Raw genomic sequence first — 23,616 nt, 5'->3', positions numbered from 1 at the left:
TCCGGCACGTGGTCCGGCAAAGGGAACGGGCTAGGCGTTGAACGGGTTCGAAATTCGATGCGGCTCGGTGATCTCCACTGGTACTGTCGCCCTCGCGCGCGGGGACGAGCGGCGGTTTCCTGTGCGCCCCCTCCGCGCCGAACGCCTTGGGGAGGGGCTCTCTCGTGATTCGTCCACTGGACAGACGGGCCACGCGCCGTCAGCGCGCGCTGGGTCGCACCGCTCTTACTGTCACGCTCGCCGTGACCGCCGGAATCGGTACCGCCGCGGGAACGGCTGTCGCGGCCCCCGTCGCCTCCGCCGATCCCGTCGTCATCAGCCCGGGCGCACGCTTCGTGCCCCGCGCCACCATCGTCCTGAACGCCGGCGAGACCGGGTTCCTCACCGCCCAGGAAGGCGACGACCGCCTCCGCTGGATCGACTACGCCACCGGCGCGACGACCGTCCTCGAGCACCGGCTGCCCGAGCCGCTCGCCTATGACGTGGACGACTTCCGCTTCGCCGCGTACCCGGCGGACTTCGGCCACGGTTCGGACACCGTCGCCGTCTACGGCCCGTCCCCGTCCCCGCATGTGACGCTCCAGCAGCGGGCCGGCGGCGGTACGGCGGTCACGGTTCCGATCCCGCAGGGCCAGACGTACATGGCCACCTACGGCGACACGGTCGTCACCCGCACCGGTACCGAGAACGCCGAGACGGGCCTGCACCTGTTGCGCGTGGAGAACGGCGAGGTGCGGGACCAGAAGGTGGAGGGCCTGCCGGAGGGCTGGAACCTCACCATCAGTGAGGGCGACGCCCGGTCCGTCGCCGTCCGCGCCATCAAGTGGGAGGACACCACGATGTCCCAGGGGTGGTGGGTCGTCGACCTCGCCTCCGGGAAGCTGAAGACGCTCTCCTCGCACGGCGAGAGCGTCTCGTTCGACCGGGACACCGTCTTCCACCTCGGCGCCCCGGAGCCCTACGCCGCCCAGGTGTACCGCCGGGACGACCCGGATGCCGAGCCGACCACCCTCGATCTGCGGGACGTGTCCTACGACGACACCGTCCGGCCTTTCGCCGGTGGCCTCGCCACCGTGTCCCCGCCGAACCCGGGCAACAACGAGTACCGGGGCACCGCGCTCACCCTGCGCGACCTCCAGGGGCAGTACCGGAGTTCCCTGCTGGCCGTCGCCGCCCCCTCTTTGCACCGCACGCCCGACGGCTCGCTCCTGGTGGCCGGCGCGGAGCAGGACACCGAGCGCGGCGCGCTCGACTGGGGGTACTACCTCTTCACTGCCGCCGCGGACGGCACCGTCACCCGCAAGCGCGTCGCGGACGTCGAGAACCGGGAGGCCGATCCGGCCGGCATCTCGCTGGGCAGCGGCATTCTCACCACCGCCGACGACTCGAACCTCTTCATGCCGCACACCTACCTCGGCGGCTACCGCAGCACCCGGCTGAAGACCTCCGGCCGTCCGGAGGAACTCGACTCGACCGTCGACGGTCTCGTGGCGGGCCGCGACAGCGACTGCGGCGACGCCGAGAACGGCTACTGCGTGACGATGTTCGCGAGCGGTGACGGGCACCACGGCCGCAAGGCCGGGACCGAGCAGGACGTCACCCTGCTCTACCGCAACGGCGCGGCCTCGTGGGGGCCGAGGGTGACCTCCGGACTCGGCAGCCCGGAACTCGTCGACCTCTCCGGCCGGTTCGGTGTCGTGAACCAGGCATGGGGCGGTCAGCAGGCGGTCCTCCACTTCAAGGACGCCGACACCGGGAGCGTGCTCGAGAAGCGGAAGCCGGTCGCGGCCTCCGTCTGGGGCAACACGCTGTGGAGCGCCACCGGCCAGTGGGACGACACCAGCTCGGGCGTGCCGACCCGCGTGGAGGCGAAGAACCTGTCGACGGGCGCCGCCGGTGAGTTCTTCGACGCGGGCTGCGTCCCCAGCGACCTCCAGGCCGTGGGCCGTTGGGTGTACTGGCGCTGCAGCAACTACTGGCACGACTTCAAGGGCGCCGGCGTCTACGACCGGCAGACCAAGCGCTCCCTGAAGCTCGGGGGCGACTCGACGCTCCTCGGCGACGGCTACCTGGTCCGCCGCTCGGACGCGGCCGGTCTCACCCTCGTCGACCTGCACAACGGCTTCCCGGCCGGCGGCCAGGAGGCCGACCTGCCGCAGCGCGTGGTCGCCACCGCCGCCGAGCTCGGCGACCGGACGGGGCGGCGGTCCGGGTGGACCGTCGATCGCTTCGGCGGTCACGTCGCCTACACGGGTGCGGATCGCCGGGTGCGGGTCGTCCCGTCCGGTGTTCCGGCCTCCCCGATCGCCGTCATCGACGCCGACACGCCCGCCCTGGACCTCAAGGCTGGTGCGTGGAAGCCGCGTTGGTGGGTCTCGAAGCCCGCGGCGTCGTGGTCGCTGACGCTGAGGAACAAGGCGACCGGGGCGACCGTACGGACGCTCTCCGGCGGGGAGGCCCGGGGCCTGGTCGCGCCGTCGTGGGACGGCAGGGACGAGGCCGGGAAGACCGTCTCGAACGGGGCCTACACCTGGATCCTGACCGCGAAGCCCTCCGACGGCGTCCAGGCGGATCTCTCCGCCTCCGGGACGCTGCTGGTGACCGGCGGCGCCGACCCCGTCGACCCCGTCGATCCCGTCGCCCCCGCCGAGCGCCGTGACTACGTCGGCGACGACGGACACCCCGATCTGTACGCGCGCGGGACGAACGGCTCGCTGCGGGTCTACCTGGGCAACGCGACCGGAAGGGTGTCGGCGCAGGCCGACGGCGGCGTCTGGCCCACCACCTCCACCGTCGTCCCGTTCGGCGACCTGACGGGTGACGGCGCCAACGACACCCTCGTGACGAACGCGGCGGGCGAGCTGTACCGCTACAGCCCGCAGCGGGGCGCCGTGGTGACCCCGCAGTCCCCGAACGCGAAGATCGGCACGGGCTGGGCGGCGTTCGACGGCCTGACCTACTCCGGCGACTTCACCGCCGACGGCCTGCCGGACCTGGTGGCCCGCCAGAAGGCGACGGGCGACCTCTACCTCTACGCGGGCACCAAGACGGGCGGCTTCCTTCGCACCGGGAGGATCGGCACCAGCTGGAAGTCCCTCACCATCGTCGGCGCCGGCGACCTGAACAAGGACACGCGCGCCGACATCGTCGCCCGTACCGCCAACGGCGACCTCTACCGCTACTACGGCACCGGCAAGGGCACCATCTCCTCCGGTACCAAGATCGGGTCCGGCTGGGGAGGCATGGCCGACTTCGTCGGCATCGGCGACCTCACCGGCGACGGCAAGGACGACATCCTCGGCCGCACCACCACCGGCGACCTCTACCGCTACGCGGGCAACGGCACCGGCGGCATCGGCTCCGGCGTGAAGATCGGCACCGGCTGGAAGAGCTTCGCCGGCGTGCGTTAGGACCCTGACCCGCCCGCTCCGTGTTCGTGGGCGATGGTACGGGCCAGTTCCTCCAGGGCCGGGATCGCGGGGTGCGGGGCCGCGTCGCGCCAGGCGAGGAGGACGGGGACGGGCGGGGCGTCCGTGAGGGGGCGGTAGACGACGCCGGGGTGCGGGTGCATCTCGGCCGTGGAGGCGGCCGAGACGCCGATGCCGCGGCCGGCGGCGATCGCGGTGAGCCAGTCGTCGGTGTTGGCGACGGTGAGGGTGGCGGTCGGGCGGGAGTCCGGCGGCCACAGGCCCAGCGTGGTGGTGCCGGAGACCGGGTTGAGGATCGCGGTCTCCGGCGCCAGGTCCGCGAGCGTCAGGGACGCGCGGGCGGCGAGCGGGCTGTCCGCCGGGAGCGCGGCCACGCGGGGCTCGGCGACCAGCTCCACCGTCGCCAGTCCCGCCGCGTCGACCGGGCCGCGGAGCAGCGCCGCGTCGACCTCGCCGCGGGTCAGCCCGGCGGTGCGGTCGTCGATGCGCAGGAGTTCCAGCGGGGTGTCCGGGTGCGCCTGCTGCCAGCGCCGCAGCAGGGGCGTGGTGTACGGACCGAAGGCCGACCAGGCGTGTCCGAGGCGCAGCGGGCGGCGGCGCAGCAGCTCCGGGTCGGCCGCCGCGTCGAACGCGGCGACCGCCGCGGCGGCCCGGTCGTGGAAGGCGCGGCCTTCGGGGGTGAGCGCGAAGCGGTGGGTGGTGCGGTCGACGAGCCGTGCGCCGAGGTGCCGCTCCAGGGCGGCGAGGGTGCGGGAGACGGCGGGCTGGGTGAGGTGCAGCCGGACGGCGGCCCTGGTCAGGTTGCCTTCTTCGGCGATGGCCAGGAAGCAGCGGAGGTGTCGGAGCTCGATGCCCATGCGTCCGGAGCATAACCGCAGCGCAATCGGCATTTCACGCGCCGCGCGGGCGGTCGTAGCGTGAGTTCGGGAGCGAGGTTGACGGGTTCAGTATCCTGAACTTGTGGTCCACTGAGATGGACCTCGCGCGTCGTGCACATGCAAGGAGGAGCCGGTGGACAGCCCGGTCAAGGACATCGCCGCCGTCTCCGTACCCGAGGCCGCCGCGGCGCCGGCCGCGCAGCCCTCCCGGGCGACCCGGCTCGGACCCGTCGCCCTCGTCGTCGCGGGCGGGCTCTCCGTCCAGTTCGGCTCGGCCGTCGCCGTGCTGCTGATGCCGCGGGCCGGCGCGCTCGGCGTGGTCACGCTCCGGCTCGTCCTCGCCGCGGCCGTGCTGCTGATCGTCTGCCGGCCCAAGGTGTGCGGGTACAGCCGCGCCGACTGGGGCACCGTCGTGGCCTTCGGCACCGCCATGGCCGGCATGAACATCCTCTTCTACCAGGCCGCCGACCGGATCCCGCTGGGCGCGGCGGTCACCCTGGAGGTCCTCGGCCCGCTGGTCCTGTCCGTCATCGCCTCGCGCCGCCTGGTCAACCTGCTGTGGGCCGGCCTCGCCCTCGGCGGCGTCCTCCTGCTCAGCGGCGGCGGCTTCGACCGGCTCGATCCGGTCGGCGCGGCGTTCGCGCTCGCCGCGGGCGGGATGTGGGCCGCGTACATCGTCTTCAGCGCCCGTACCGGCCGACGCTTCCCGCAGGCCGACGGCCTGGCCCTCGCCATGGCCTTCGGCGCGGTGCTCAGCCTGCCTCTGGGCCTCGCCGAGGCCGGGGACAAGCTGCTCGTCCCCTCGACGATCGGCCTGGGCCTCGCCGTCGCGCTGATGTCCTCCGTCCTGCCCTACACCCTCGAACTCCTCGCCCTGCGTCGCCTGCCCGCGTCCACGTTCGCCGTCCTGATGAGCCTCGAACCGGCCATCGCCGCCACCGCCGGCTTCCTCGTCCTGCACCAGGCCCTCGCCGCGACGGATGCCCTGGCCATCGCCCTGGTCGTCGCCGCGAGCATGGGCGCGGTCCGCACCCAGGCCCGCCGGCAGCTCTGACCGTCCCGCCGGCCCTGACGGCCCGATCCTGACGATCTTCGGCCCGGACCCCCGCTGTCCGGAACCTCGCGCACCGGCAGGATCGGGCCATGGCTCTGGACATGCGCGAGATCTGCGAACGCTGCGAGACGACGACCCTGCCCGCCGACGGCCCCGCCCGTATCTGCACCTACGAGTGCACCTTCTGCGTGCCCTGCAGCGAGGCCATGGACGACGTCTGCCCCAATTGCGGGGGCGAGCTCGTACCCCGGCCGCGGCGCGCCAACTCCGGTTCGAAGTAAGGAAGTTCGCGGCGCGCGGGCAAGCTCAGATGTTTCTCAAATAGTCCCCGATTCCCTTGTGGCGGGTGTGGCGCGCGGCAAAGATCGTGAGCGACCACACGGCGGCCCTGACCAAGCCGCCCGAATCAGGGGGTTATTTCTTGTCGCTCGGAATCAAGAAGTTCGCCGTCGTCGGCGCCGCCGCTCTCGGTGTCATCGCCTTCAACGCGCCCAATGCCTCGGCCACGTCCCAGCAGACGGGCTGGGTCAAGATGAAGATCAACACGAACTGCACCATCAAGCTGTACGTGGACGACCACCAGTTCCCCGGAAAGATCCGCGCGCAGGCCCACCTCGGCTGCAGCCGGGGCGGGAACCTCTTCACCGCACACCTCTCCATAGACCGGGACCGGTCGTACAGCCTGAGCCGGAAGACCGTCGCCCTCAAGTGGATCGACGAGGACAAGGGCTTCGGCGGCTGGGAGACCACCACCGCGGACAAGCCCGGCACGCAGTGCTACAAGGCCAGGATCCACCTGATCTACCCCGAGCCCGGTGACACCGCGAACAGCCAGCAGATCGTCAAGACTCCTTGCCTCAACACCTGAGGTGAGGGGGAAAAGCCCCTGGCTGCAACTTCCCCGCAGCCGGGGGCTTTTCCCTGCCTTTCTCAGTAGGACTTCGGCAGGCCCAAAGACTGGTGCGAGACGAAGTTCAGGATCATTTCCCGGCTCACCGGCGCAATACGTGCCACCCGCGCCGCCGTGATCAGGCGGGCCAGGCCGAATTCCTTTGTCAGGCCGTTTCCGCCCAGCGTGTGGACCGCCTGGTCCACCGCCTTCACGCACGCCTCCGCCGCCGCGTACTTGGCCATGTTCGCGGCCTCGCCCGCGGCCATGTCGTCGCCCGCGTCGTACAGCGCCGCCGCCTTCTGCATCATCAGCCGGGCCAGCTCCAGCTCGATGTGCGCCTGGGCGAGCGGATGGGCGACGGCCTGGTGAGCGCCGATCGGGGACTTCCAGACCTGGCGCTCCTTGGCGTACTGCACCGCCTGCGCCAGCGCGTACCGGCCCATGCCGATCGCGAAGGCGGCGGTCATGATCCGCTCCGGGTTCAGGCCGGCGAACAGCTGGAGCAGGCCCGCGTCCTCGTCGCCCACCAGGGCGTCGGCCGGCAGGTGGACGTCGTCGAGCGTCAGCTCGAACTGCTTCTCCTCCGCCCGCAGCTCCATCTCGATGTGGCGGCGCTCGAAGCCCGGGGTGTCGCGCGGGACGATGAACAGACACGCCTTGAGGTTGCCGGTACGGGCGTCCGACGTACGGCCCACGATCAGCGTGGCGTCCGCGATGTCGACGCCCGACACGAACACCTTGCGGCCGTTGAGCACCCAGCCGTCCTCGGTGCGGGTCGCCGTGGTCGTGATGCGGTGCGAGTTCGAGCCCGCGTCCGGCTCGGTGATGCCGAAGGCCATCGTGCGGGAGCCGTCCGCCAGGCCGGGGAGCCAGGCCGCCTTCTGCTCCTCCGTGCCGAAGCGGGAGATCACCGTGCCGCAGATGGCCGGCGAGACGACCATCATCAGCAGCGGCGCGCCCGCCGCGCCGGCCTCCTCCAGGACGATGGACAGCTCGGCCATGCCGCCGCCCCCGCCGCCGTACTCCTCGGGCAGGTTCACCCCGAGGTAGCCCAGCTTGCCGGCCTCGGCCCACAGCGTGGCCCGGTCGAAGCCGGGGCCGTGGCGGTGGCCGAGGGCGGAGACGGCGGCGCGCAGCGCGGTGTGCTCCGGCGATTCGATGATGCTGCTCATGAGGCGGATTCCTCCTGTGCTTCGGTCGGTACGTCCGAGGGCTGTACGACGGCGAGCAGGGCGCCGACCTCGACCTGGCGGCCGGGAGCGGCGTGGAGCGCGGTCAGGGTGCCGGAGGCGGGAGCCGAGACGCGGTGCTCCATCTTCATGGCCTCCAGCCAGAGCAGGGGCTGCCCGGCGGCGACCGCGTCGCCGACGGCGAGACCCTCCGCCACCCGCACGACCGTGCCGGGCATCGGAGCGAGCAGGGAGCCCGGCTCCTGGCGGTCGGTGGGGTCGTTGAAGCGGGGGTGGGCGGTGAGGCGGTGCGGGCCGGCGTGGACCGTGCCGTCGGGGTACGCGGTGACCTCGTACTCCCGCACGACGCCCGACACCTCCAGGCGTACGCGGTCCGGTGCCGCCGAGACGACCCGCACGCCCTCCGGCGCCGTGACCGTGTAGCCGCTCCGGTCCCGGCGGTAGCGGACCTCGTGGTCGCCGTACGTCTTCACCTGGTCCTGCGACCGTACGTTGCGCCAACCGCCGCCGAACCGGCCCGCGTTGCGGGCCGCGTCCGCCAGCGCCACGGCGACCGCCCCGTACGCCTCGCCGTCCTTCGGGCGGGTCAGCGCGTCGAGGTTCCGCCCGTAGAACCCGGTGTCCAGCAGGGCGGGCTCCCGGAACTCCGGGTGCCGCAGCGACGCGACCAGCAGGTCCCTGTTGGTGACCAGGCCGTGCAGCGTCGCCCGCTCCAGCGCGTACGACAGGCGGCGCACCGCCTCGTCCCGCGTCGCCGCGTGCACGACGACCTTCGCCAGCATCGCGTCGTAGTGGACGGGGACGGTGTCCCCGGAGACGTACCCCGTGTCGACGCGCACGCCCGGCCCGAAGTCCATCCGGTGCAGCGCGCCCGTCTGCGGGGTCCAGCCGCCCGCCGGGTCCTCCGCGTACAGACGGGCCTCGATCGCGTGGCCGGCCGCGGACGGGGACTCCGCCGGCAGCGGCGTGCCCTCCGCCACCGACAGCTGCAGGGCCACCAGGTCGACGCCGTACACCGCCTCCGTCACCGGGTGCTCGACCTGGAGCCGGGTGTTCATCTCCAGGAAGTGCGCGCTGGGGGTCCCCCCTGCTCGAGAGGAGCCGAGAGCTTGGGGGACGTCGGCGACCAGGAACTCCACCGTGCCCGCGCCCACGTACCCGACCGCCTTCGCGGCCGCCGCCGAGCGCTCGTACAGCTCGTCGACCAGTGCGGCCGGCAGACCCGGCGCGGGCGCCTCCTCGACGACCTTCTGGTGGCGGCGCTGCAGCGAGCAGTCGCGGGTGCCGAGCGTCCACACCGTGCCGTGCCCGTCCGCGAGGACCTGCACCTCCACATGGCGGCCGTTCTCCACGTACGGCTCGACGAACACCTCCCCGTCGCCGAAGGCGCTCTCCGCCTCCGCCGACGCCGCCGCCAACTCCTCCCGCAGCGCGCCCAGTTCGCGGACGACCCGCATCCCCCGCCCGCCGCCGCCCGCCGCCGCCTTCACCAGGACCGGCAGGTCCGCCTCGGTGAGGTCGCCGGAGTCGAGCGGCGCGACGCCCATCAGCTCCTTCGCCCGGGTCTTCGAGGCCATCGCCTCGATCGCCTCCGGCGGCGGCCCGACCCACACCAGGCCCGCCCGCACCACCGCCCGCGCGAAGTCCGCGTTCTCCGACAGGAAGCCGTACCCGGGGTGCACCGCGTCCGCGCCCGCCGCCAGCGCGGCGGCGACGACCAGATCGCCGCGCAGATACGTCTCCGAGGGCGTCGCCCCCGGCAGCCGCACCGCCGCGTCGGCCTCCCGGACGTGCAGCGCGTCCGCATCCGCGTCGGAGTGCACCGCGACCGTCGCGATGCCCAGCTCGCGGCAGGTCCGGAAGATCCGGCAGGCGATCTCGCCCCGGTTGGCGACAAGGACAGTAGAGATCATGGAGCTCATCGGAGGAGTCCTCACATCCTGAAGACGCCGAAGCCGCCGCGCGCGCCCTCGACCGGTGCCGTGTGGATCGCGGACAGGCACAGCCCGAGGACCGTGCGGGTGTCGCGGGGGTCGATGACGCCGTCGTCGTACAGCCGCCCGGACAGGAACATCGGCAGCGACTCGGACTCGATCTGCGCCTCGACCATCGCCCGCAGCCCGGCGTCCGCCTCGTCGTCGTACGGCCGGCCCTTCGCCGCGGCCGAGGCGCGCGCCACGATCGACAGCACGCCCGCCAGCTGCTGCGGGCCCATGACGGCGGACTTCGCGCTCGGCCACGCGAACAGGAACCGCGGGTCGTACGCCCGGCCGCACATGCCGTAGTGCCCGGCGCCGTACGACGCGCCCATCAGGACCGACAGGTGCGGGACCTTCGAGTTCGACACCGCGTTGATCATCATCGCGCCGTGCTTGATGATCCCGCCCTGCTCGTACTCCCTGCCGACCATGTAGCCGGTGGTGTTGTGCAGGAAGACCAGCGGGATGTCGCGCTGGTTGGCGAGCTGGATGAACTGCGCCGCCTTCTGCGACTCGGCGCTGAACAGCACGCCCTGCGCGTTCGCGAGGATGCCCACCGGATATCCGTGCAGCGACGCCCAGCCGGTGACGAGGCTGGTCCCGTACAGCGGTTTGAACTCGTCGAAGTCCGAGCCGTCGACCAGCCGCGCGATCACCTCGCGCGGGTCGAACGGGGTCTTGAGGTCGCCCGGGACGATGCCGAGCAGCTCGTCCTCGTCGTACTTCGGCGGCTCGACGTCCGCCGGATCCGCGTGCGCCTTGCGGTGGTTGAGCCGGGCGACGATCCGGCGGGCCTGGCGCAGCGCGTCCGCCTCGTCGACGGCGTAGTGGTCGGCGAGGCCGGACGTGCGGGCGTGCATCTCGGCGCCGCCGAGCGACTCGTCGTCGCTCTCCTCGCCCGTCGCCATCTTCACCAGCGGCGGACCGCCGAGGAAGACCTTCGACCGCTCCTTGATCATCACGGTGTGGTCGGACATGCCCGGCACGTACGCCCCGCCGGCCGTCGAGTTGCCGAAGACCACCGCGATCGTCGGGATCCCGGCCGCCGACAGGCGGGTGATGTCGCGGAACAGCCCGCCGCCCGGGATGAAGATCTCCTTCTGCGACGGCAGGTCCGCGCCGCCGGACTCGACGAGCGCGATGCACGGCAGCCGGTTGGCGTACGCGATCTCGTTGGCCCGCAGCGCCTTCTTCAGCGTCCACGGGTTCGAGGCCCCGCCGCGCACGGTCGGGTCGTTGGCCGTGATCAGGCACTCCACGCCCTCGACGACCCCGATGCCGGTGACGATCGACGCGCCGACCGGGTAGTCGCTGCCCCAGGCGGCGAGCGGGGACAGCTCCAGGAACGGGGTGTCCGGGTCGATGAGCAGCTCGATCCGCTCCCGGGCCAGCAACTTGCCTCGCCTGCGGTGCCGTTCGATGTACTTCTCGCCGCCGCCCGCGAGCGCCTTGTCGTGCTCGGCGTCGAGCGCGGCGAGCTTCTCCAGCATCGCGGCGCGGTGCGCGGCGTAGTCGGGTCCGGCCGTGTCGAGGGCCGAGGCGAGCACGGTCACAGGAGTTCCTCCGGTACGTCGAGAACGCGGGCGCGCAGCCACTCGCCGAGGGCCTTGGCCTGGGGGTCGAAGCGGGCCTGCGAGGCGACGCCCTCGCCGAGCAGCCCGGCGACGGTGAAGTTGACCGCGCGCAGGTTCGGCCATACGTGCCTGGTGACCGTCAAGCCGGCGGTCTCCGGCAGCAGTTCGCGCAGGCGCTCCTCGGTCAGGGTGTGTACGAGCCAGCGCCAGGCCGCGTCGGTGCGCACCCAGACGCCCACGTTGGCGTCGCCTCCCTTGTCGCCGCTGCGGGCTCCGGCGACGCGGCCGAGGGGGACGCGCCGGGTGGGCCCGGCGGGCGGGGGCTCCGGGAGCGGGGGTTCCCCGACCGGCTCCAGTGCGCGGGTCACGTCCGGGGCGGGGATGGGTCGCCGGGTCCCGTCCGGGAGGACGGCGACGTGCGGGACGTCCGCGGCCGGCACGTACGCGGCCTCGAAGACCCCGTACGGCGCGCCCTTCCCCGGCGGGGCGGTGACGTGGAAGCCCGGGTAGCTGGCCAGCGCCAGCTCGATCGCCGCGCCGGACAGGGAGCGGCCGACGGCCTCGGCGTCCGGGTCGCGGACGACGAGCCGGAGCAGGGCGCTCGCGGTCTCCTCGGTGTCCGCGTCCGGGCGGTCGGTGCGGGCCAGTTCCCAGCGGACGTCCGCCGGGCGGGACTTGGCGTGGGCGAAGGCGTCCTCGATCTGGTCCCGCACCAGCTGGGCCTTGGCCTCGACGTCGAGTCCGGTGAGCACGAAGACGACCTCGTTGCGGAAGCCGCCGAGGCGGCTGCGGCCGACCTTGAGCGTGGGCGGCGGGGCCTCGCCGCGCACCCCGTCGATCCGGACGCGGTCGGGGCCCTCCTGGGTGAGCCGCACGGTGTCGAGCCGGGCGGTGACGTCGGGTCCCGCGTAACGGGCGCCGGCCGTCTCGTACAGGAGCTGCGCGGTGACCGTGCCGGTGTCGACGAGGCCGCCGGTGCCGGGGTGCTTGGTGATCACGCAGCTGCCGTCCTCGTGCAGCTCGGCGAGCGGGAAGCCGGGACGGCGGAGGACGGCCCGGTCGTGCCCCGCGAAGAAGGCGTAGTTGCCGCCGGTGGCCTGAGTGCCGCACTCCAGGACGTGCCCGGCGACGACCGCGCCGGCCAGCCGGTCGTACTCCTCCGGGCCCCAGCCGAACCGCCACTGCGCGGGCCCGGTGACGAGCGCGGCGTCGGTCACCCGGCCGGTGACGACGACGTCCGCGCCGGCGGTCAGACAGGCGGCGATGCCCGCGCCGCCGAGGTACGCGTGGGCGGTCAGCGCGCCGCCGTCCGGGGGCAGTCGGTCGCCCTCGACATGCGCGACACGTACCGGCAGCCCGAGCCGCTCGGCCAGCGCGCGCAGGGCGTCGGCGAGGCCGGCAGGGTTGAGACCGCCGGCGTTGGTCACGATCCGGACGCCGCGCTCGTGGGCGAGCCCGAGGCCCTCCTCCATCTGGCGCAGGAAGGTCTTCGCATACCCGGCGGCGGGGTCCTTCAGGCGGTCGCGGCCGAGGATGAGCATGGTCAGCTCGGCGAGGTAGTCGCCGGTGAGAACGTCGAGCTCGCCGCCGGTCAGCATCTCGCGGACGGCGTCGAACCGGTCACCGTAGAAGCCGGAGGCGTTGCCGATGCGGAGGACGCCGGGGGAGGGAGCCGCGAGCCGGCCGCCGGGGGAGGCCGCCGCGCGGGGGTCGTCCGGGGCGCCGGCCGCGCGCTGGTCGCCGGCCGGGAAGCCTTCCGTGTGCGAGCCGGCCGGGGCGGCCGTCGGGTGCGGCTCGCCCGTCGGCGGTGTCGCGCCCGTCGCGTCCGGGGTCGTCATCGGGCCCCCTTCGGGGCGCGGCCCTCGCCCGCCGGGCCGGCGAAGGCCTGGGCGATGGCGAGCCAGGCGTTCGCGTCGGGGCCGACGGCGGTCAGCGCGGTGTCGTCCCGGTGGGCGCGCTGGGTGACGAGCAGGCAGAAGTCGAGGGCCGGGCCGCTGATCCGCTGGGCGGCGTCCTCGGGCCCGTACGTCCACAACTCCCCGTCGGGGCCGCTCAGTTCGACGCGGAACGGTTCGGCGGGCGGGGTGAGGCCGCGGACGAGGTACGCGTAGTCGCGGGCCCGCAGTCCGATCCAGGCGACGTGCCGGAGCCGGGCGGTGGGGCGGCGGACGACCCCGAGGGCGTCCGCGACGTCCTGCCCGTGCGCCCACGTCTCCATCAGCCGCGCGGTCCCCATCGACACGGCGCTCATCGGCGGCCCGTACCAGGGGAACCGGCTGCCGGGCGGCGCGGCCCGCAGGGCCTCCTGCAGTCGCTCCCGCCCGTCCCGCCAGCGGGCGAGCAGCTCGGCGGGCGGCAGGGCGGCGCCCTCCGCCGCCCCGTCGTCGACGAACGTGTCCGGCGCGGCGAGCGCCTTCTCCGTCTCGGCGGCGAAGGCGCCGGCGTCGGTGGCGGCGAGCAGCGCCGCCCGGTCGGTCCAGGCGAGATGCGCGATCTGATGGGCGACCGTCCAGCGCACGGCGGGCGTGGGCGTCGCCCACTCCTCGGCGCTCGACTTCCCGACCAGCAGGTCGAGTTCCTCGCTCTCACTGCGCAGGTCGTCGAGGACGACGGCAGGGTCGGACACGGTGACGCTCCCCTCGGCAGGGCGGGACACGGGGCGTGTGCGGAGGAGCATGGCAGCGCCGACAGAAACAATCAAGCGTGCTTGCTTTATTGACGGGCTGCTGTCAGGGTCTCCCCAAGCCGCCATGACCCGGGGGATTCTGTCGTCCACCTTTCCCACACTCCAGGGGGCACGACGCATGGTGTTCAACGTGTTCAGCAGCGAGTACGCGGACGTTCCGGCCCTGTCCCTGCCCATCCACGACGCCGTCCTCGGCGAGGCCGCCGCGCGCGGCGAGACGCCCGCCCTGATCGACGGGAACGGCGGTCCCGGGGCGCTCACCCTCACGTACGCGCAGGTAGACGCGTTCCACCGGCGGGTCGCCGCCGGGCTCGCCGAGGCCGGGGTGCGCAAGGGCGACGTCCTCGCCCTGCACAGCCCCAACACCGTGCTGTTCCCGGTCGCGTTCTACGCGGCCACCCGGGCCGGCGCGTCCGTCACCACGATCCACCCGCTGGCCACCGCGGAGGAGTTCGGCAAGCAGCTGCGCGACTCCGCCGCCCGCTGGATCGTCACCGTCTCCGCGCTCGCCGACACCGCCCGCCGGGCCGCCGAACTCGCCGGCGGCGTCGCGGAGATCTTCGTCTGCGACACGGACGGGGAGCACCGCTCGCTGCAGTCCTTCCTGGCCTCCGCCGCGCCCGAGCCGGACGTCGCGATCGACCCGGACGAGGACATCGCCGCCCTGCCGTACTCCTCCGGCACCACCGGCGTCCCCAAGGGCGTGATGCTCACCCACCGCTCCATCGGCACCAACCTGAACCAGCTCGAACCGCTCATCCCGATGGGCCCCGGCGACCGCATCCTCGCCGTGCTGCCGTTCTTCCACATCTACGGGCTGACCGCCCTGATGAACGCCCCGCTCCGCAAGGGCGCCACCGTCGTCGTCCAGACCCGCTTCGAGCTCGACGCGTTCCTCGGCGCGATCCAGGAGCACCGGATCACGGGCCTGTACGTGGCCCCGCCGATCGTCCTCGCGCTGGCCAAGCACCCGGCGGTCGATGCGTACGACCTGTCCTCCCTGAAGTACATACTCAGCGCCGCCGCCCCGCTCGACGCCTCCCTCGCCGAGGCGTGCCGGGCGCGGCTCGGGCTGCCGGTCCGGCAGGCGTACGGGATGACCGAGCTGTCGCCGGGCACCCACGTCGTCCCGCTGGCCGTCGCCGACCCGCCGCCCGGCGCGGTCGGCAAGCTGCTGCCCTCCACCGAACTGCGCATCCTCTCCCTCGACGACCCGTCGAAGGACGCCGCCCCCGGCGAGGAGGGCGAGGTGGCGATCCGCGGCCCGCAGGTCATGAAGGGCTACTTCGGCCGGCAGGAGGCCACCGACGCGATGATCGACGCGGACGGCTGGCTGCACACCGGCGACATCGGCCGGGTCGACGGCGACGGCTGGCTGTACGTCGTCGACCGGGTCAAGGAGCTCATCAAGTACAAGGGCTTCCAGGTCGCCCCGGCCGAACTGGAGGCGCTGCTGCTCACGCACACGGCGGTGGCGGACGCGGCGGTCATCGGGGTGTCGGACGACGACGGCAACGAGGTCCCGAAGGCGTTCGTGGTCCGGCAGCCCGGCGAGCCGGAGCTGACCGAGGACGACGTGATCACGTTCGTCGCGGGGCAGGTAGCCCCGTACAAGAAGATCCGCAGGGTGGAGTTCATCGACGCGGTGCCGAAGGCGGCGTCCGGGAAGATCCTCCGCCGCGAACTGAGGGAGCGTCCATGACCCTGGTCCCCGTCGCCGACGAGCGCGGCATCCGGACCCTGACCCTCGACTCTCCCGGCACGCGCAACGCGCTCTCGGCGGCCCTGGTCGCCGAGCTCGCGGACGCGCTCACCGCGGCGGGCAAGGACCCGGCGGTCCGGGCGGTGGTGCTCACGCACACCGGGACGACGTTCAGCGCCGGCGCGGACCTGAAGGCGCCGCCGAACCCGTACGCGTTCGTGGCGCTGCTCCGGCAGATCGTGGAGCTGCCGAAGCCGGTGGTGGCGCGGGTCGAGGGCAAGGTACGGGCCGGGGGCCTCGGCCTGCTCGGCGCCTGCGACGCGGTGGTGGCCTCGCCGGACTCGGACTTCGCGCTCACCGAGGTCCGGATCGGTGTCGCGCCCGCGGTGATCTCGCTGACGCTGCTGCCGAAGCTGGAGCCGCGGGCGGCGTCGCGGTACTACCTGACGGGGGAGCGCTTCGGGACGGCGGAGGCGCTCGGGATGGGCCTGGTGACGGCGGGCTCCGCGGAACTGGACGGGATCCTGGACGGCCTGCGCCGGGCCTCCCCGCTGGGCCTGGCGGCGGCGAAGCGGCTGGTCACGGCTAGAGTCCTGGAGACCTTCGAACGGGACGCGGAGGAACTCGTGCAGGAGTCCGCGTCCCTGTTCGCCTCCGCCGAGGCGCGCGAAGGGATGACGGCCTTCCTCGAGCGACGGGACCCTGAGTGGCGTCTGTGACCGCACCCAAGCAGGACAGGAGCCGCGCCACCCGGCAGCGGCTCCTGCAGGCCGCGGTGGCCTGCCTGGCCGAGCGCGGCTGGGCGGGCTCCACGGTCACGGTCGTCGCCGAACGTGCGGGGGTCTCGCGGGGGGCCGCCCAGCACCACTTCCCGACCCGGGAGGACCTGTTCACGGCGGCGGTCGAGTACGTCGCCGAGGAACGCTCGCACGCGCTGCGGGCGCTGGTGGCGCGGGACCGCCGGGAGGTGGTCGCGGCGATCGTGGACCTGTACACCGGCCCGCTGTTCCGGGCCGCGCTGCACCTGTGGGTGGCGGCCTCCAACGAGGACCAGCTGCGGGCCCGGGTGACGGAGCTGGAGGCCCGGGTCGGCCGCGAGTCGCACCGCATCGCGGTGGAGCTGCTGGGCGCGGACGAGTCGGTCGCGGGCGTCCGCGAGACCGTCCAGGGCTTGCTGGACATGGCCCGCGGCCTGGGCCTGGCCACCCTCCTCACCGACGACACGGCCCGTCGCCAGAGGGTCGTGTCCCAGTGGGCCGCCCTGGTGGACGCGGCGCTGGAGTAGCTGCGGCGGCAGTCCGGCCCGGCTCCGGCCGGGCGCGGGGTGGCGGGGGCCGGACTGGGACCCGGACCCGTTCCGGCCCGAGGGACCCGCGGACCGTGGTGTCCCGGCCACGGACCCGTTCCGGCCCGAGGGACCCGCGGACCGTGGTGTCCCGGCCACGGACCGCACGCGGGCCTGAGGCGTGCAGGGCCGGACGCGGGGTGGTGCGGCCCACGACGTCGGGTCGGTATCGGCCCGGGCCCGCCGGGGCCGACGTCGCGTGCTGCCGGACCTGGACGCGTTCCGGTCCGCGGGCCCGCGTCGATGCGGTCCGGGCCCAGGCCGTCGCGGCCGTCCCCGCTGTGATCCACGCCACGCGCGTTTCGTGAGGCCCGCAGTACGCTGGTCGCATGCTTTCGCTCGTGCGCCGCCGTCACGTGGACTACGTCCGCGTCACGACCATGGGCTGTCGGCGCTCCGTCTGATCTCGGAGCCCCCTTTTCCTCACCCGGCCCGGAGCCCCCGCACCACCCCTCGCGGCCGCCCCGGGTCCCGTACACCCCGCGGATGCATCCCATGACGAACACCCAGTCGTACGCGCAGCTCCCCGTCATCGACCTCTCCGCCGCCGACCGAGGTCCGCAGGCCCGCCGTGAGCTGCATGCGCAGCTGCACGCCGCCGCGCACGAGGTCGGGTTCTTCCAGCTGGTCGGGCACGGCGTGACCGAGGCGGAGACCGAGGCGCTGCAGAGCGCGATGCGGGCCTTCTTCGCGCTGCCCGAGCCCGCCCGGCTCGCCCTCGACAACGTGAACTCGCCGCACTTCCGCGGCTACACCCGCATCGGCGACGAGCGCACCGCCGGCGCCCGCGACTGGCGCGACCAGCTCGACATAGGCGCCGAGCGCCCCGCCCGCGTCCCCGCCCCCGGCGAGCCGCCGTACTGGTGGCTCCAGGGTCCCAACCAGTGGCCCGCCGCCCTGCCGGAGCTGCGTACCGCCGCGCTGCACTGGATCGACCGGCTCAGCGCCGTCGCCGAGCGGCTGCTGCACGAGCTGCTGGCGGCCATCGGCGCGCCGCCGCGGTTCTACGACGACATCTTCGGGGCCCACGCCCACCCCCACCTGAAGCTGGTCCGCTACCCGGGCAGCTCCGGCGACGAGGGCGACGAGCAGGGCGTCGGCATCCACAAGGACTACGGCTTCCTGACCCTGCTGCTGCAGGACCAGGTCGGCGGCCTTCAGGTGCTGCGCGGGGACGGGCAGTTCCACGAGGTGCCGCCCATGAAGGGCGCGTTCGTGGTCAACCTCGGCGAGCTGCTGGAGGTGGCCACCAACGGGTACCTCGTCGCCACCAGCCACCGTGTCGTGTCCCCGTCCGGGGCCACCGAGCGGTACTCCGTGCCGTTCTTCTACAACCCGCGGCTCGACGCCCGCATCGCGCCCGTCCCGTTCCCCTACGCCTCCGACGCCCCCGGCGTCACGGCCGACCCGGCGAACCCGCTGTTCGCCGAGTACGGCCGCAATGAGCTGAAGGGCAAGCTGCGCGCCCACCCGCTGGTCGCCGCGCGCCACCACGCCGACCTGCTGCTCCGGGACGGTCAGCCGGCGATGTCGGCGTAACCCTCGATCTCCTGCGGGTTGCGCTGGCCCGGGCCCACGTACGTGGCGGACGGCCGGACCAGCCGGCCGGTGCGCTTCTGCTCCAGGATGTGCGCCGACCAGCCAGCCGTACGGGCGCAGGTGAACATCGAGGTGAACATGTGCGCCGGCACCTCGGCGAAGTCGAGCACGATCGCCGCCCAGAACTCCACATTCGTCGCCAGGACGCGGTCCGGGCGCCGGTTGTGCAGCTCCTCGAGCGCCGCCTTCTCCAGCGCCTCCGCGACCTCGAACCGCGGCGCGGCCAGCTCCTTCGCGGTACGGCGCAGCACGCGGGCGCGCGGGTCCTCGGCGCGGTACACGCGGTGGCCGAAGCCCATCAGCCGCTCGCCCTTGTCCAGCGCCTGCCGGACGTACGCGGCGGCGTCGCCGGTCCGCTCGATCTCCTCGATCATGCCGAGGACACGGGACGGCGCCCCGCCGTGCAGCGGACCGGACATCGCGCCGACCGCGCCGGACAGCGCCGCGGCCACGTCCGCGCCGGTGGAGGCGATGACGCGGGCGGTGAAGGTGGACGCGTTCATGCCGTGCTCGGCGGCGGACGTCCAGTACGCGTCGACGGCCTTGACGTGCTTCGGGTCCGGCTCGCCGCGCCAGCGGATCATGAACCGCTCGACGACGGACTGCGCCTTGTCGATCTCGCTCTGGGGGACCATCGGCAGCCCCTGCCCGCGCGCGGACTGCGCGACGTACGACAGCGCCATGACGGCCGCGCGGGCGAGGTCGTCGCGGGCTCGCTCGGGCGAGATGTCGAGCAGCGGCTTCAGACCCCACACGGGCGCCAGCATGGCCAGCGCGGACTGCACGTCGACGCGGATGTCGCCGGAGTGCACCGGGATCGGGAAAGGCTCGGCGGCCGGCAGGCCGGGGTTGAACGCCCCGTCGACCAGCAGACCCCAGACGTTGCCGAACGAGACGTGACCGACCAGATCCTCGATGTCGACGCCGCGGTACCGGAGCGCGCCGCCCTCCTTGTCCGGTTCGGCGATCTCCGTTTCGAACGCGACGACTCCCTCGAGTCCGGGTACGAAGTCGGACATGCGGCGGCTCCTCGTGATGGGTGGTTGATCGATGATCAATCAGCAGGCGGGTCTGGGTCGTGGGGAGGCAACAGTCATCCAGCCGAAGAGTCTGTACGGTTCCGACGATGCGGGGAAGCGTGACATCCGGCACACTCTGCCGATCCGGGGACGGAGGATTAGAGAAACGCTTCTGCGGGCAGAATGGGGCCGCTCCGGGGTGCTGCGGCCGTCAACACGCCGTACTGCGGCAGGATGAATCGTGTGACACACATCCTCGATCCCGCAGACATGCGCGAGCAGTACCGCACCAAGGAGCTGCACGTGGAGGACCTCGCGCCGGACCCGATCGAACAGTTCGCCCGCTGGTTCGAGGAGGCGGCGGAGAACCCGGAGATCCACGAGCCCAACGCGATGGTCGTGTCGACCGCCACCCCCGACGGCCGCCCCTCCTCCCGTACGGTGCTGCTGAAGCACTACGACGACGGCGGCTTCGTCTTCTTCACGAACTACGGCTCCCGCAAGGGCGGCGAGCTGGCCGCCAATCCGTACGTCTCCCTGCTCTTCCCCTGGCACCCGGTCGCCCGCCAGGTCATCGTCACCGGCACGGTCGTCCGGACCGGCCGGGACGAGACCGTCGCGTACTTCCGCACCCGCCCGCACGGCTCCCAGCTGGGCGCCTGGGCGAGCGCGCAGTCCACGGTGATCGACTCCCGCGAGGAGCTGCTCGCCCGCTACGAGGAGCTGGCCGCCCGCTACCCGGAGGCCGAGCAGGTCCCGGTCCCGCCGGAGTGGGGCGGCTTCCGGGTGGTCCCGGAGACCGTCGAGTTCTGGCAGGGCCACGAGAACCGCCTGCACGACCGGCTGCGGTACGTCCGGGAGGGCGACAGCGGCTGGCAGGTGGAGCGGCTGTCGCCGTGACGGGCCCGGGTCCGGGGCCCGGGGCGCGGACCTTAGCGGCTGCACAGACCCGGATCAAGCGAATAAGAGCGTGCCCCAACGGCCGAAAACGATCGTCCCCCGTCAGAGCCCGGCATAACGTGATCAGCGACCAACTCAACCTGTTCACAGGGGGATTCACATGCGCAGGACCCTGACCAAGTCCCGCAAGTCCGTGGTCGTCGGAACGCTGGCAGCGATGCTCGTCGGCGTTCCGGTCGCCACCGCGGTGGCCGCGGAGATCTCGTCCAGCCGTATTCCGTTCGCCATCGCGACCGGAGGAAGCAAGGAGGACGGCGACCGCTGGAGGGGCCCGGGCAGCGGCCACGCCAAGGCGTGCGGCGATGTACCGGTGAACGACACCCGGACCTTCAGCGCGTACATATACCAGGACCGGAGCCTCCGCCCCGACCCGCAGATCGCCAGCACGTCCCGCAGCTACCGCAGCGGCTACGGCTGCGGGGCGTACAAGGGGACCAGCACCGGCTCCAAGTACTACACCAAGGCCACCTGGGCGGGCATTCCCGGCAGCCGCGCCTACGGCTACGTGAACGCGCAGAACTGATCACGAGGAACACCGTGTCCTTGAGCAACAACGTCGCCGCGGCCGGCTCCTCGCCGGCCGCGGCCGTCGCGTCGGTGACCGTCCGGTACGGACAGGCCACCGCTCTCGACGGTGTCTCGCTGGAGTTCTCCTCCGGCGTCACCGGCCTCCTCGGGCCGAACGGGGCCGGGAAGAGCACCCTGCTCTCGCTGCTGAGCACCGCACGCAGGCCCACGGCCGGCACGGTGACCCTGCTCGGCGAACAGGCCCCCCGGGGCGCCGCGGTGGAGCGGGTGCGCCGGAACATCGGGGTGCTGCCGCAGTCGTTCGGCTTCTACCCGAAGTTCACCGTCCTGGAGTTCACCGAGTACGCGGCCTGGCTGCGCAAGGTGCCGTCGTCGCGGCGCCGGGACCGGGCGCGCGAGGCGCTGCGCCTGGTCGAGATGGAGCAGCACGCCGACCGCCGGATGGGCGCGCTGTCCGGCGGCATGCTGCGGCGCGTCGGCATCGCCCAGGCCGTCGTCAACGAACCCTCGCTCGTCCTGCTCGACGAGCCGACCGTCGGCCTCGACCCGGCGCAGCGCGTCGGCTTCCGCGGGCTGATCCGCGGGCTCGGCGAGCGGTGCGCCGTCGTGATGAGCACCCACCTGGCCGAGGACGTCGCGCATGTCTGCGACCGCGTGGCCGTCCTGCTGGAGGGCAGGGCCCGGTTCACCGGCACCGTCGCCGAGCTGTGCGGCCTGCCCGAGGCGGGCGCGGATGCGGACGCCGACGGGCCCGAGGTGAACGGCTCCTCCGTGGAGGCCGGATACCTGCATCTGGCCGGCGCGCAGGCGGTGACCGGATGATCCGCGTCCTGCTGACCGAACTGCGGCGCGGCGAGGCCAAGTGGGCCGCCGCGCTCATGACGCTGACCGGCTGCTGGTACCTCGCCTCGGAGAGCCCCGCGCAGAGCGACTGGATCGGCTGGTGGACGCAGACCAGCCTGCAGGTCCAGCTGTTCGGTGTGATCGTCATGGGCTCGGTGATGAGCAGCGCCGCGGCGTGGGGCGCCGGCCGCGCCCACCGCCACCGCACCCTCCCGCTGGCCGACACCGCCGCCAGGACCGGCTGGACGCAGGCGCTCGTGGTCGGGCTCGCGGCCTGGCTGTGCGCCCTGCTCGGCTACGCCGTCCTCACGGCCGTCGCGTTCGCCCGGACCGCCGGCGTCAGCGAACTCACCGCCCCGGTGTGGGCGCCGCTGCTGCTCGGCGCCGCCGTGCTCGCCCTGCAGACCGCCTTCGGCACGGCCCTCGGCGCCGCGCTCCCGTCCCGGGTCGTCGCGCCCTTCGCCGGCGTCTTCTGGTACGGGCTGTTCGTCGTCCTCGGGTTCCTGCCGGACAGTCCCGTGAACAAGCTGGTCCCGGCCGTCGACGAGCACTGGGACACCGTCTTCGCGCCGAACACGACCCGGATGCTGATCGCCGGGGTGTGGTGCCTGGCGCTGGCGCTGCTCCTGCCCGCGCTCCCGGCGCTGCTGCGTTCCGCCGCCCGCCCCCGGCCGTACGCGCCGGTGGCGCTCGCCCTCGTCGCGCTGGGCGCGGGCGCGGCACTGGCGTCCTTCCCGACGCCGAAGCCCGACCCGTACTGGGCGGTGCGCAAGGAGCAGCCCGCCGAGCCGGTCTGCGCGACGAGCGGCCGGACGACCGCCTGCCTGTGGCCGGAGGACCGGCACCTGCTGGCCCGCGCCCGGGCGGCCGCCGGCCGCGTCGACGCCGGCCTGGGCGGCCTGAAGGGCCTCAACCGCGGCTTCTACGCGACCGGCCTGGACCGCCCGCCCGGCACCACGGCGGAACTCCCGCTGACGAGCCCGGCGGAGACCGAGGAGCAGCTGACCGAGGCCATGTACGCGGCGTCGCTGCCCCTGCCGCCCGAGGACTGCGAGCCCCGGCCGCGGGACGACATCGGCGGGTACCCGGACACCTTCCTCTTCGAGGCCGCCGTGCGGCAGCGCATCGGCGCCCCGTCCGAGTACTACGGCGACCGGTTCGGCGCCGCCGTCGAGCGGATCGCCCGTGCCCCTCGCGCCGCCCAGGACACCTGGATCGAGCAGGCCGCCGGGGCGATCCGGACCTGCCGGCCCGTCCCGCCGCTGCCCGGGCCGCCCCGGTGAACGCCGCGGTCGCCTTCGCGCGCAGCCGCGGCCTGCCCGTGGCCGTGGGCTGCGCGACGGCCGTCGCGGTCGTGGCGTCGGTGTTCGCGAGCCGGCGCGTGGCGGTGCCCGAGTTCCGCTACCTCGTCGACTTCAGCGTGCCCGTCGCGGAACTCGCCCCGCTCGCGTACGCGGTGCTGCTCGCCGGCACGCTGTTCTCGCCCATGGCGGAGCTGGAGCGGACGTCCGCCCAGCCGATGCGGCGTCACCGCGCGGTGCAGCTGCTGGTGCTGCTCGGCTGCGCCGTGGCCCTGAGCGCCCTGCCGCTGCTGGCCGGGGCGTCCGGCGAGATGGTCCTCGCCGCGGCGCGCAACGCGGTGGGCTACCTGGGGCTCGGCATGATCGGCGCCCGGCTCTTCGGTAGCGGCCTGGCCTGGCTGCCGCCGCTGGGCATGTTCGGTCCCACGCTGCTGCTCGGCGTGCGCTTCGACAACACTCCGGAGCCGTGGGCCTGGGCGCTCCACCCGGCGGCGAGCACGTCGGCCGCCGTGGCGGCCGCGCTGCTGTGGCTCGTCGGCGCCGCCCTGGCGGCCACCGGGTCGCCGCGCGGCGCGGAACGGGCCGAGCAGCGGTAGGGGGTGCCTGACAATTCCCCGCGACGCCGCGGGGAATTGTCA

Annotated in this window: 20 protein-coding genes; 13 read left to right on the top strand and 7 right to left on the bottom strand. The window is 73.4% G+C overall.

What is annotated here, in order from left to right; translation table 11 throughout:
* Positions 1–242 precede the first annotated feature (242 nt).
* Positions 243–3,410 carry an FG-GAP-like repeat-containing protein gene (locus ABZO31_RS14480; protein WP_406861607.1) on the top strand — a complete coding sequence of 1,056 codons (3,168 nt, stop codon included), beginning with the start codon at positions 243–245 and terminating at the stop codon, positions 3,408–3,410.
* Here ABZO31_RS14480 and ABZO31_RS14475 read toward each other — a convergent pair.
* Positions 3,407–4,285, bottom strand: a complete 879-nt coding sequence (locus tag ABZO31_RS14475; RefSeq protein WP_406861605.1) for a LysR family transcriptional regulator — start codon at positions 4,283–4,285, stop codon at positions 3,407–3,409. The two genes, ABZO31_RS14480 and ABZO31_RS14475, sit on opposite strands and share 4 nt — an antisense overlap.
* A gap of 154 nt (positions 4,286–4,439) precedes the next feature.
* Here ABZO31_RS14475 and ABZO31_RS14470 point away from each other — a divergent pair, with 154 nt between their 5' ends.
* From ABZO31_RS14470 to ABZO31_RS14460, 3 genes are all read left to right on the top strand, one after another.
* Complete coding sequence (locus tag ABZO31_RS14470) at positions 4,440–5,360, top strand: EamA family transporter (protein WP_406861604.1); 921 nt, start codon at positions 4,440–4,442, stop codon at positions 5,358–5,360.
* Positions 5,361–5,449: 89 nt separating this feature from the next.
* Positions 5,450–5,641 carry a DUF1272 domain-containing protein gene (locus tag ABZO31_RS14465; protein WP_406861603.1) on the top strand — a complete coding sequence of 64 codons (192 nt, stop codon included), beginning with the start codon at positions 5,450–5,452 and terminating at the stop codon, positions 5,639–5,641.
* A gap of 140 nt (positions 5,642–5,781) precedes the next feature.
* Positions 5,782–6,228 carry a hypothetical protein gene (locus ABZO31_RS14460; RefSeq protein WP_406861601.1) on the top strand — a complete coding sequence of 149 codons (447 nt, stop codon included), beginning with the start codon at positions 5,782–5,784 and terminating at the stop codon, positions 6,226–6,228.
* 62 nt (positions 6,229–6,290) lie between these two features.
* On the opposite strand, the gene ABZO31_RS14455 is transcribed toward ABZO31_RS14460, so the two are convergent.
* Genes ABZO31_RS14455 through ABZO31_RS14435 form a run of 5 tightly spaced genes read right to left on the bottom strand, consistent with a single transcriptional unit; the run spans position 6,291 to position 13,621 of the window.
* The gene (locus ABZO31_RS14455; protein ID WP_406861600.1) at positions 6,291–7,424 is read right to left on the bottom strand and encodes an acyl-CoA dehydrogenase family protein; all 1,134 of its coding nucleotides are present in this window, start codon (positions 7,422–7,424) and stop codon (positions 6,291–6,293) included.
* Positions 7,421–9,355 carry an acetyl/propionyl/methylcrotonyl-CoA carboxylase subunit alpha gene (locus ABZO31_RS14450; RefSeq protein WP_406861599.1) on the bottom strand — a complete coding sequence of 645 codons (1,935 nt, stop codon included), beginning with the start codon at positions 9,353–9,355 and terminating at the stop codon, positions 7,421–7,423. Before ABZO31_RS14450 ends, ABZO31_RS14455 begins: the two co-directional genes overlap by 4 nt.
* Positions 9,356–9,375: 20 nt before the next feature.
* Positions 9,376–10,974 (bottom strand): acyl-CoA carboxylase subunit beta, encoded by a 1,599-nt coding sequence (locus ABZO31_RS14445; RefSeq protein WP_406861597.1) that lies wholly within the window; start codon positions 10,972–10,974, stop codon positions 9,376–9,378.
* Positions 10,971–12,833 carry an acyclic terpene utilization AtuA family protein gene (locus tag ABZO31_RS14440; protein ID WP_406861596.1) on the bottom strand — a complete coding sequence of 621 codons (1,863 nt, stop codon included), beginning with the start codon at positions 12,831–12,833 and terminating at the stop codon, positions 10,971–10,973. The genes ABZO31_RS14445 and ABZO31_RS14440 overlap by 4 nt, the downstream gene beginning before the upstream one ends.
* A complete protein-coding gene (locus tag ABZO31_RS14435) occupies positions 12,830–13,621 on the bottom strand; it encodes a TIGR03084 family metal-binding protein (protein ID WP_406861595.1) in 792 nt (263 codons plus the stop codon). Before ABZO31_RS14435 ends, ABZO31_RS14440 begins: the two co-directional genes overlap by 4 nt.
* Before the next feature lie 178 nt (positions 13,622–13,799).
* On the opposite strand from ABZO31_RS14435, the gene ABZO31_RS14430 reads away from it, so the two are divergent.
* The 4 genes from ABZO31_RS14430 to ABZO31_RS14415 all read left to right on the top strand — a co-directional run bounded on the left by ABZO31_RS14430 (position 13,800) and on the right by ABZO31_RS14415 (position 18,267).
* Positions 13,800–15,383 (top strand): 4-coumarate--CoA ligase family protein, encoded by a 1,584-nt coding sequence (locus ABZO31_RS14430; protein ID WP_406861594.1) that lies wholly within the window; start codon positions 13,800–13,802, stop codon positions 15,381–15,383.
* Entirely contained in the window at positions 15,380–16,102 is a 723-nt protein-coding gene (locus ABZO31_RS14425; RefSeq protein ID WP_406861592.1) for an enoyl-CoA hydratase family protein, read from the top strand. Before ABZO31_RS14430 ends, ABZO31_RS14425 begins: the two co-directional genes overlap by 4 nt.
* A complete protein-coding gene (locus ABZO31_RS14420; RefSeq protein WP_406861590.1) occupies positions 16,090–16,668 on the top strand; it encodes a TetR/AcrR family transcriptional regulator in 579 nt (192 codons plus the stop codon). Before ABZO31_RS14425 ends, ABZO31_RS14420 begins: the two co-directional genes overlap by 13 nt.
* 555 nt (positions 16,669–17,223) lie before the next feature.
* Positions 17,224–18,267, top strand: a complete 1,044-nt coding sequence (locus tag ABZO31_RS14415) for an isopenicillin N synthase family dioxygenase (protein WP_406861588.1) — start codon at positions 17,224–17,226, stop codon at positions 18,265–18,267.
* On the opposite strand, the gene ABZO31_RS14410 is transcribed toward ABZO31_RS14415, so the two are convergent.
* Positions 18,246–19,346, bottom strand: a complete 1,101-nt coding sequence (locus ABZO31_RS14410; RefSeq protein ID WP_406861586.1) for a citrate synthase 2 — start codon at positions 19,344–19,346, stop codon at positions 18,246–18,248. The genes ABZO31_RS14415 and ABZO31_RS14410 overlap by 22 nt on opposite strands.
* A 270-nt stretch (positions 19,347–19,616) precedes the next feature.
* Here ABZO31_RS14410 and pdxH point away from each other — a divergent pair, with 270 nt between their 5' ends.
* The 5 genes from pdxH to ABZO31_RS14385 all read left to right on the top strand — a co-directional run bounded on the left by pdxH (position 19,617) and on the right by ABZO31_RS14385 (position 23,574).
* Complete coding sequence (pdxH, locus tag ABZO31_RS14405) at positions 19,617–20,246, top strand: pyridoxamine 5'-phosphate oxidase (protein ID WP_406865357.1); 630 nt, start codon at positions 19,617–19,619, stop codon at positions 20,244–20,246.
* Positions 20,247–20,406: 160 nt separating this feature from the next.
* Positions 20,407–20,829: a hypothetical protein gene (locus tag ABZO31_RS14400; protein ID WP_406861584.1), complete on the top strand. Its 423-nt coding sequence runs from the start codon at positions 20,407–20,409 to the stop codon at positions 20,827–20,829.
* Positions 20,830–20,843: 14 nt separating this feature from the next.
* A complete protein-coding gene (locus ABZO31_RS14395) occupies positions 20,844–21,656 on the top strand; it encodes an ATP-binding cassette domain-containing protein (protein WP_406861583.1) in 813 nt (270 codons plus the stop codon).
* Positions 21,653–22,960, top strand: coding sequence for a DUF7224 domain-containing protein (locus ABZO31_RS14390; RefSeq protein WP_406861582.1), 1,308 nt, complete (start codon positions 21,653–21,655; stop codon positions 22,958–22,960). The genes ABZO31_RS14395 and ABZO31_RS14390 overlap by 4 nt, the downstream gene beginning before the upstream one ends.
* On the top strand, positions 22,957–23,574 hold the full coding sequence (locus tag ABZO31_RS14385; RefSeq protein ID WP_406861581.1) for a hypothetical protein: 618 nt from the start codon (positions 22,957–22,959) through the stop codon (positions 23,572–23,574). The genes ABZO31_RS14390 and ABZO31_RS14385 overlap by 4 nt, the downstream gene beginning before the upstream one ends.
* Positions 23,575–23,616 lie beyond the last annotated feature (42 nt).

Origin of the sequence: Streptomyces solicamelliae, assembly GCF_045348655.1 — a bacterium.
GTDB classification, from domain to species: domain Bacteria; phylum Actinomycetota; class Actinomycetes; order Streptomycetales; family Streptomycetaceae; genus Streptomyces; species Streptomyces solicamelliae.
This window is presented reverse-complemented; position numbering and strand designations above follow the sequence as displayed.

Bases quoted from the DNA above. Each gene is read 5' to 3' on its own strand.
- ABZO31_RS14475 (WP_406861605.1), bottom strand. From the start codon at position 4,285: ATGGGCATCGAGCTCCGACACCTCCGCTGCTTCCTGGCCATCGCCGAA.
- ABZO31_RS14465 (WP_406861603.1), top strand. From the start codon at position 5,450: ATGGCTCTGGACATGCGCGAGATCTGCGAACGCTGCGAGACGACGACC.
- ABZO31_RS14455 (WP_406861600.1), bottom strand. From the start codon at position 7,424: ATGAGCAGCATCATCGAATCGCCGGAGCACACCGCGCTGCGCGCCGCC.
- ABZO31_RS14450 (WP_406861599.1), bottom strand. From the start codon at position 9,355: ATGATCTCTACTGTCCTTGTCGCCAACCGGGGCGAGATCGCCTGCCGG.
- ABZO31_RS14440 (WP_406861596.1), bottom strand. From the start codon at position 12,833: ATGACGACCCCGGACGCGACGGGCGCGACACCGCCGACGGGCGAGCCG.
- ABZO31_RS14430 (WP_406861594.1), top strand. From the start codon at position 13,800: ATGGTGTTCAACGTGTTCAGCAGCGAGTACGCGGACGTTCCGGCCCTG.
- ABZO31_RS14425 (WP_406861592.1), top strand. From the start codon at position 15,380: ATGACCCTGGTCCCCGTCGCCGACGAGCGCGGCATCCGGACCCTGACC.
- ABZO31_RS14415 (WP_406861588.1), top strand. From the start codon at position 17,224: ATGACGAACACCCAGTCGTACGCGCAGCTCCCCGTCATCGACCTCTCC.
- ABZO31_RS14410 (WP_406861586.1), bottom strand. From the start codon at position 19,346: ATGTCCGACTTCGTACCCGGACTCGAGGGAGTCGTCGCGTTCGAAACG.
- pdxH (WP_406865357.1), top strand. From the start codon at position 19,617: ATGCGCGAGCAGTACCGCACCAAGGAGCTGCACGTGGAGGACCTCGCG.
- ABZO31_RS14400 (WP_406861584.1), top strand. From the start codon at position 20,407: ATGCGCAGGACCCTGACCAAGTCCCGCAAGTCCGTGGTCGTCGGAACG.
- ABZO31_RS14390 (WP_406861582.1), top strand. From the start codon at position 21,653: ATGATCCGCGTCCTGCTGACCGAACTGCGGCGCGGCGAGGCCAAGTGG.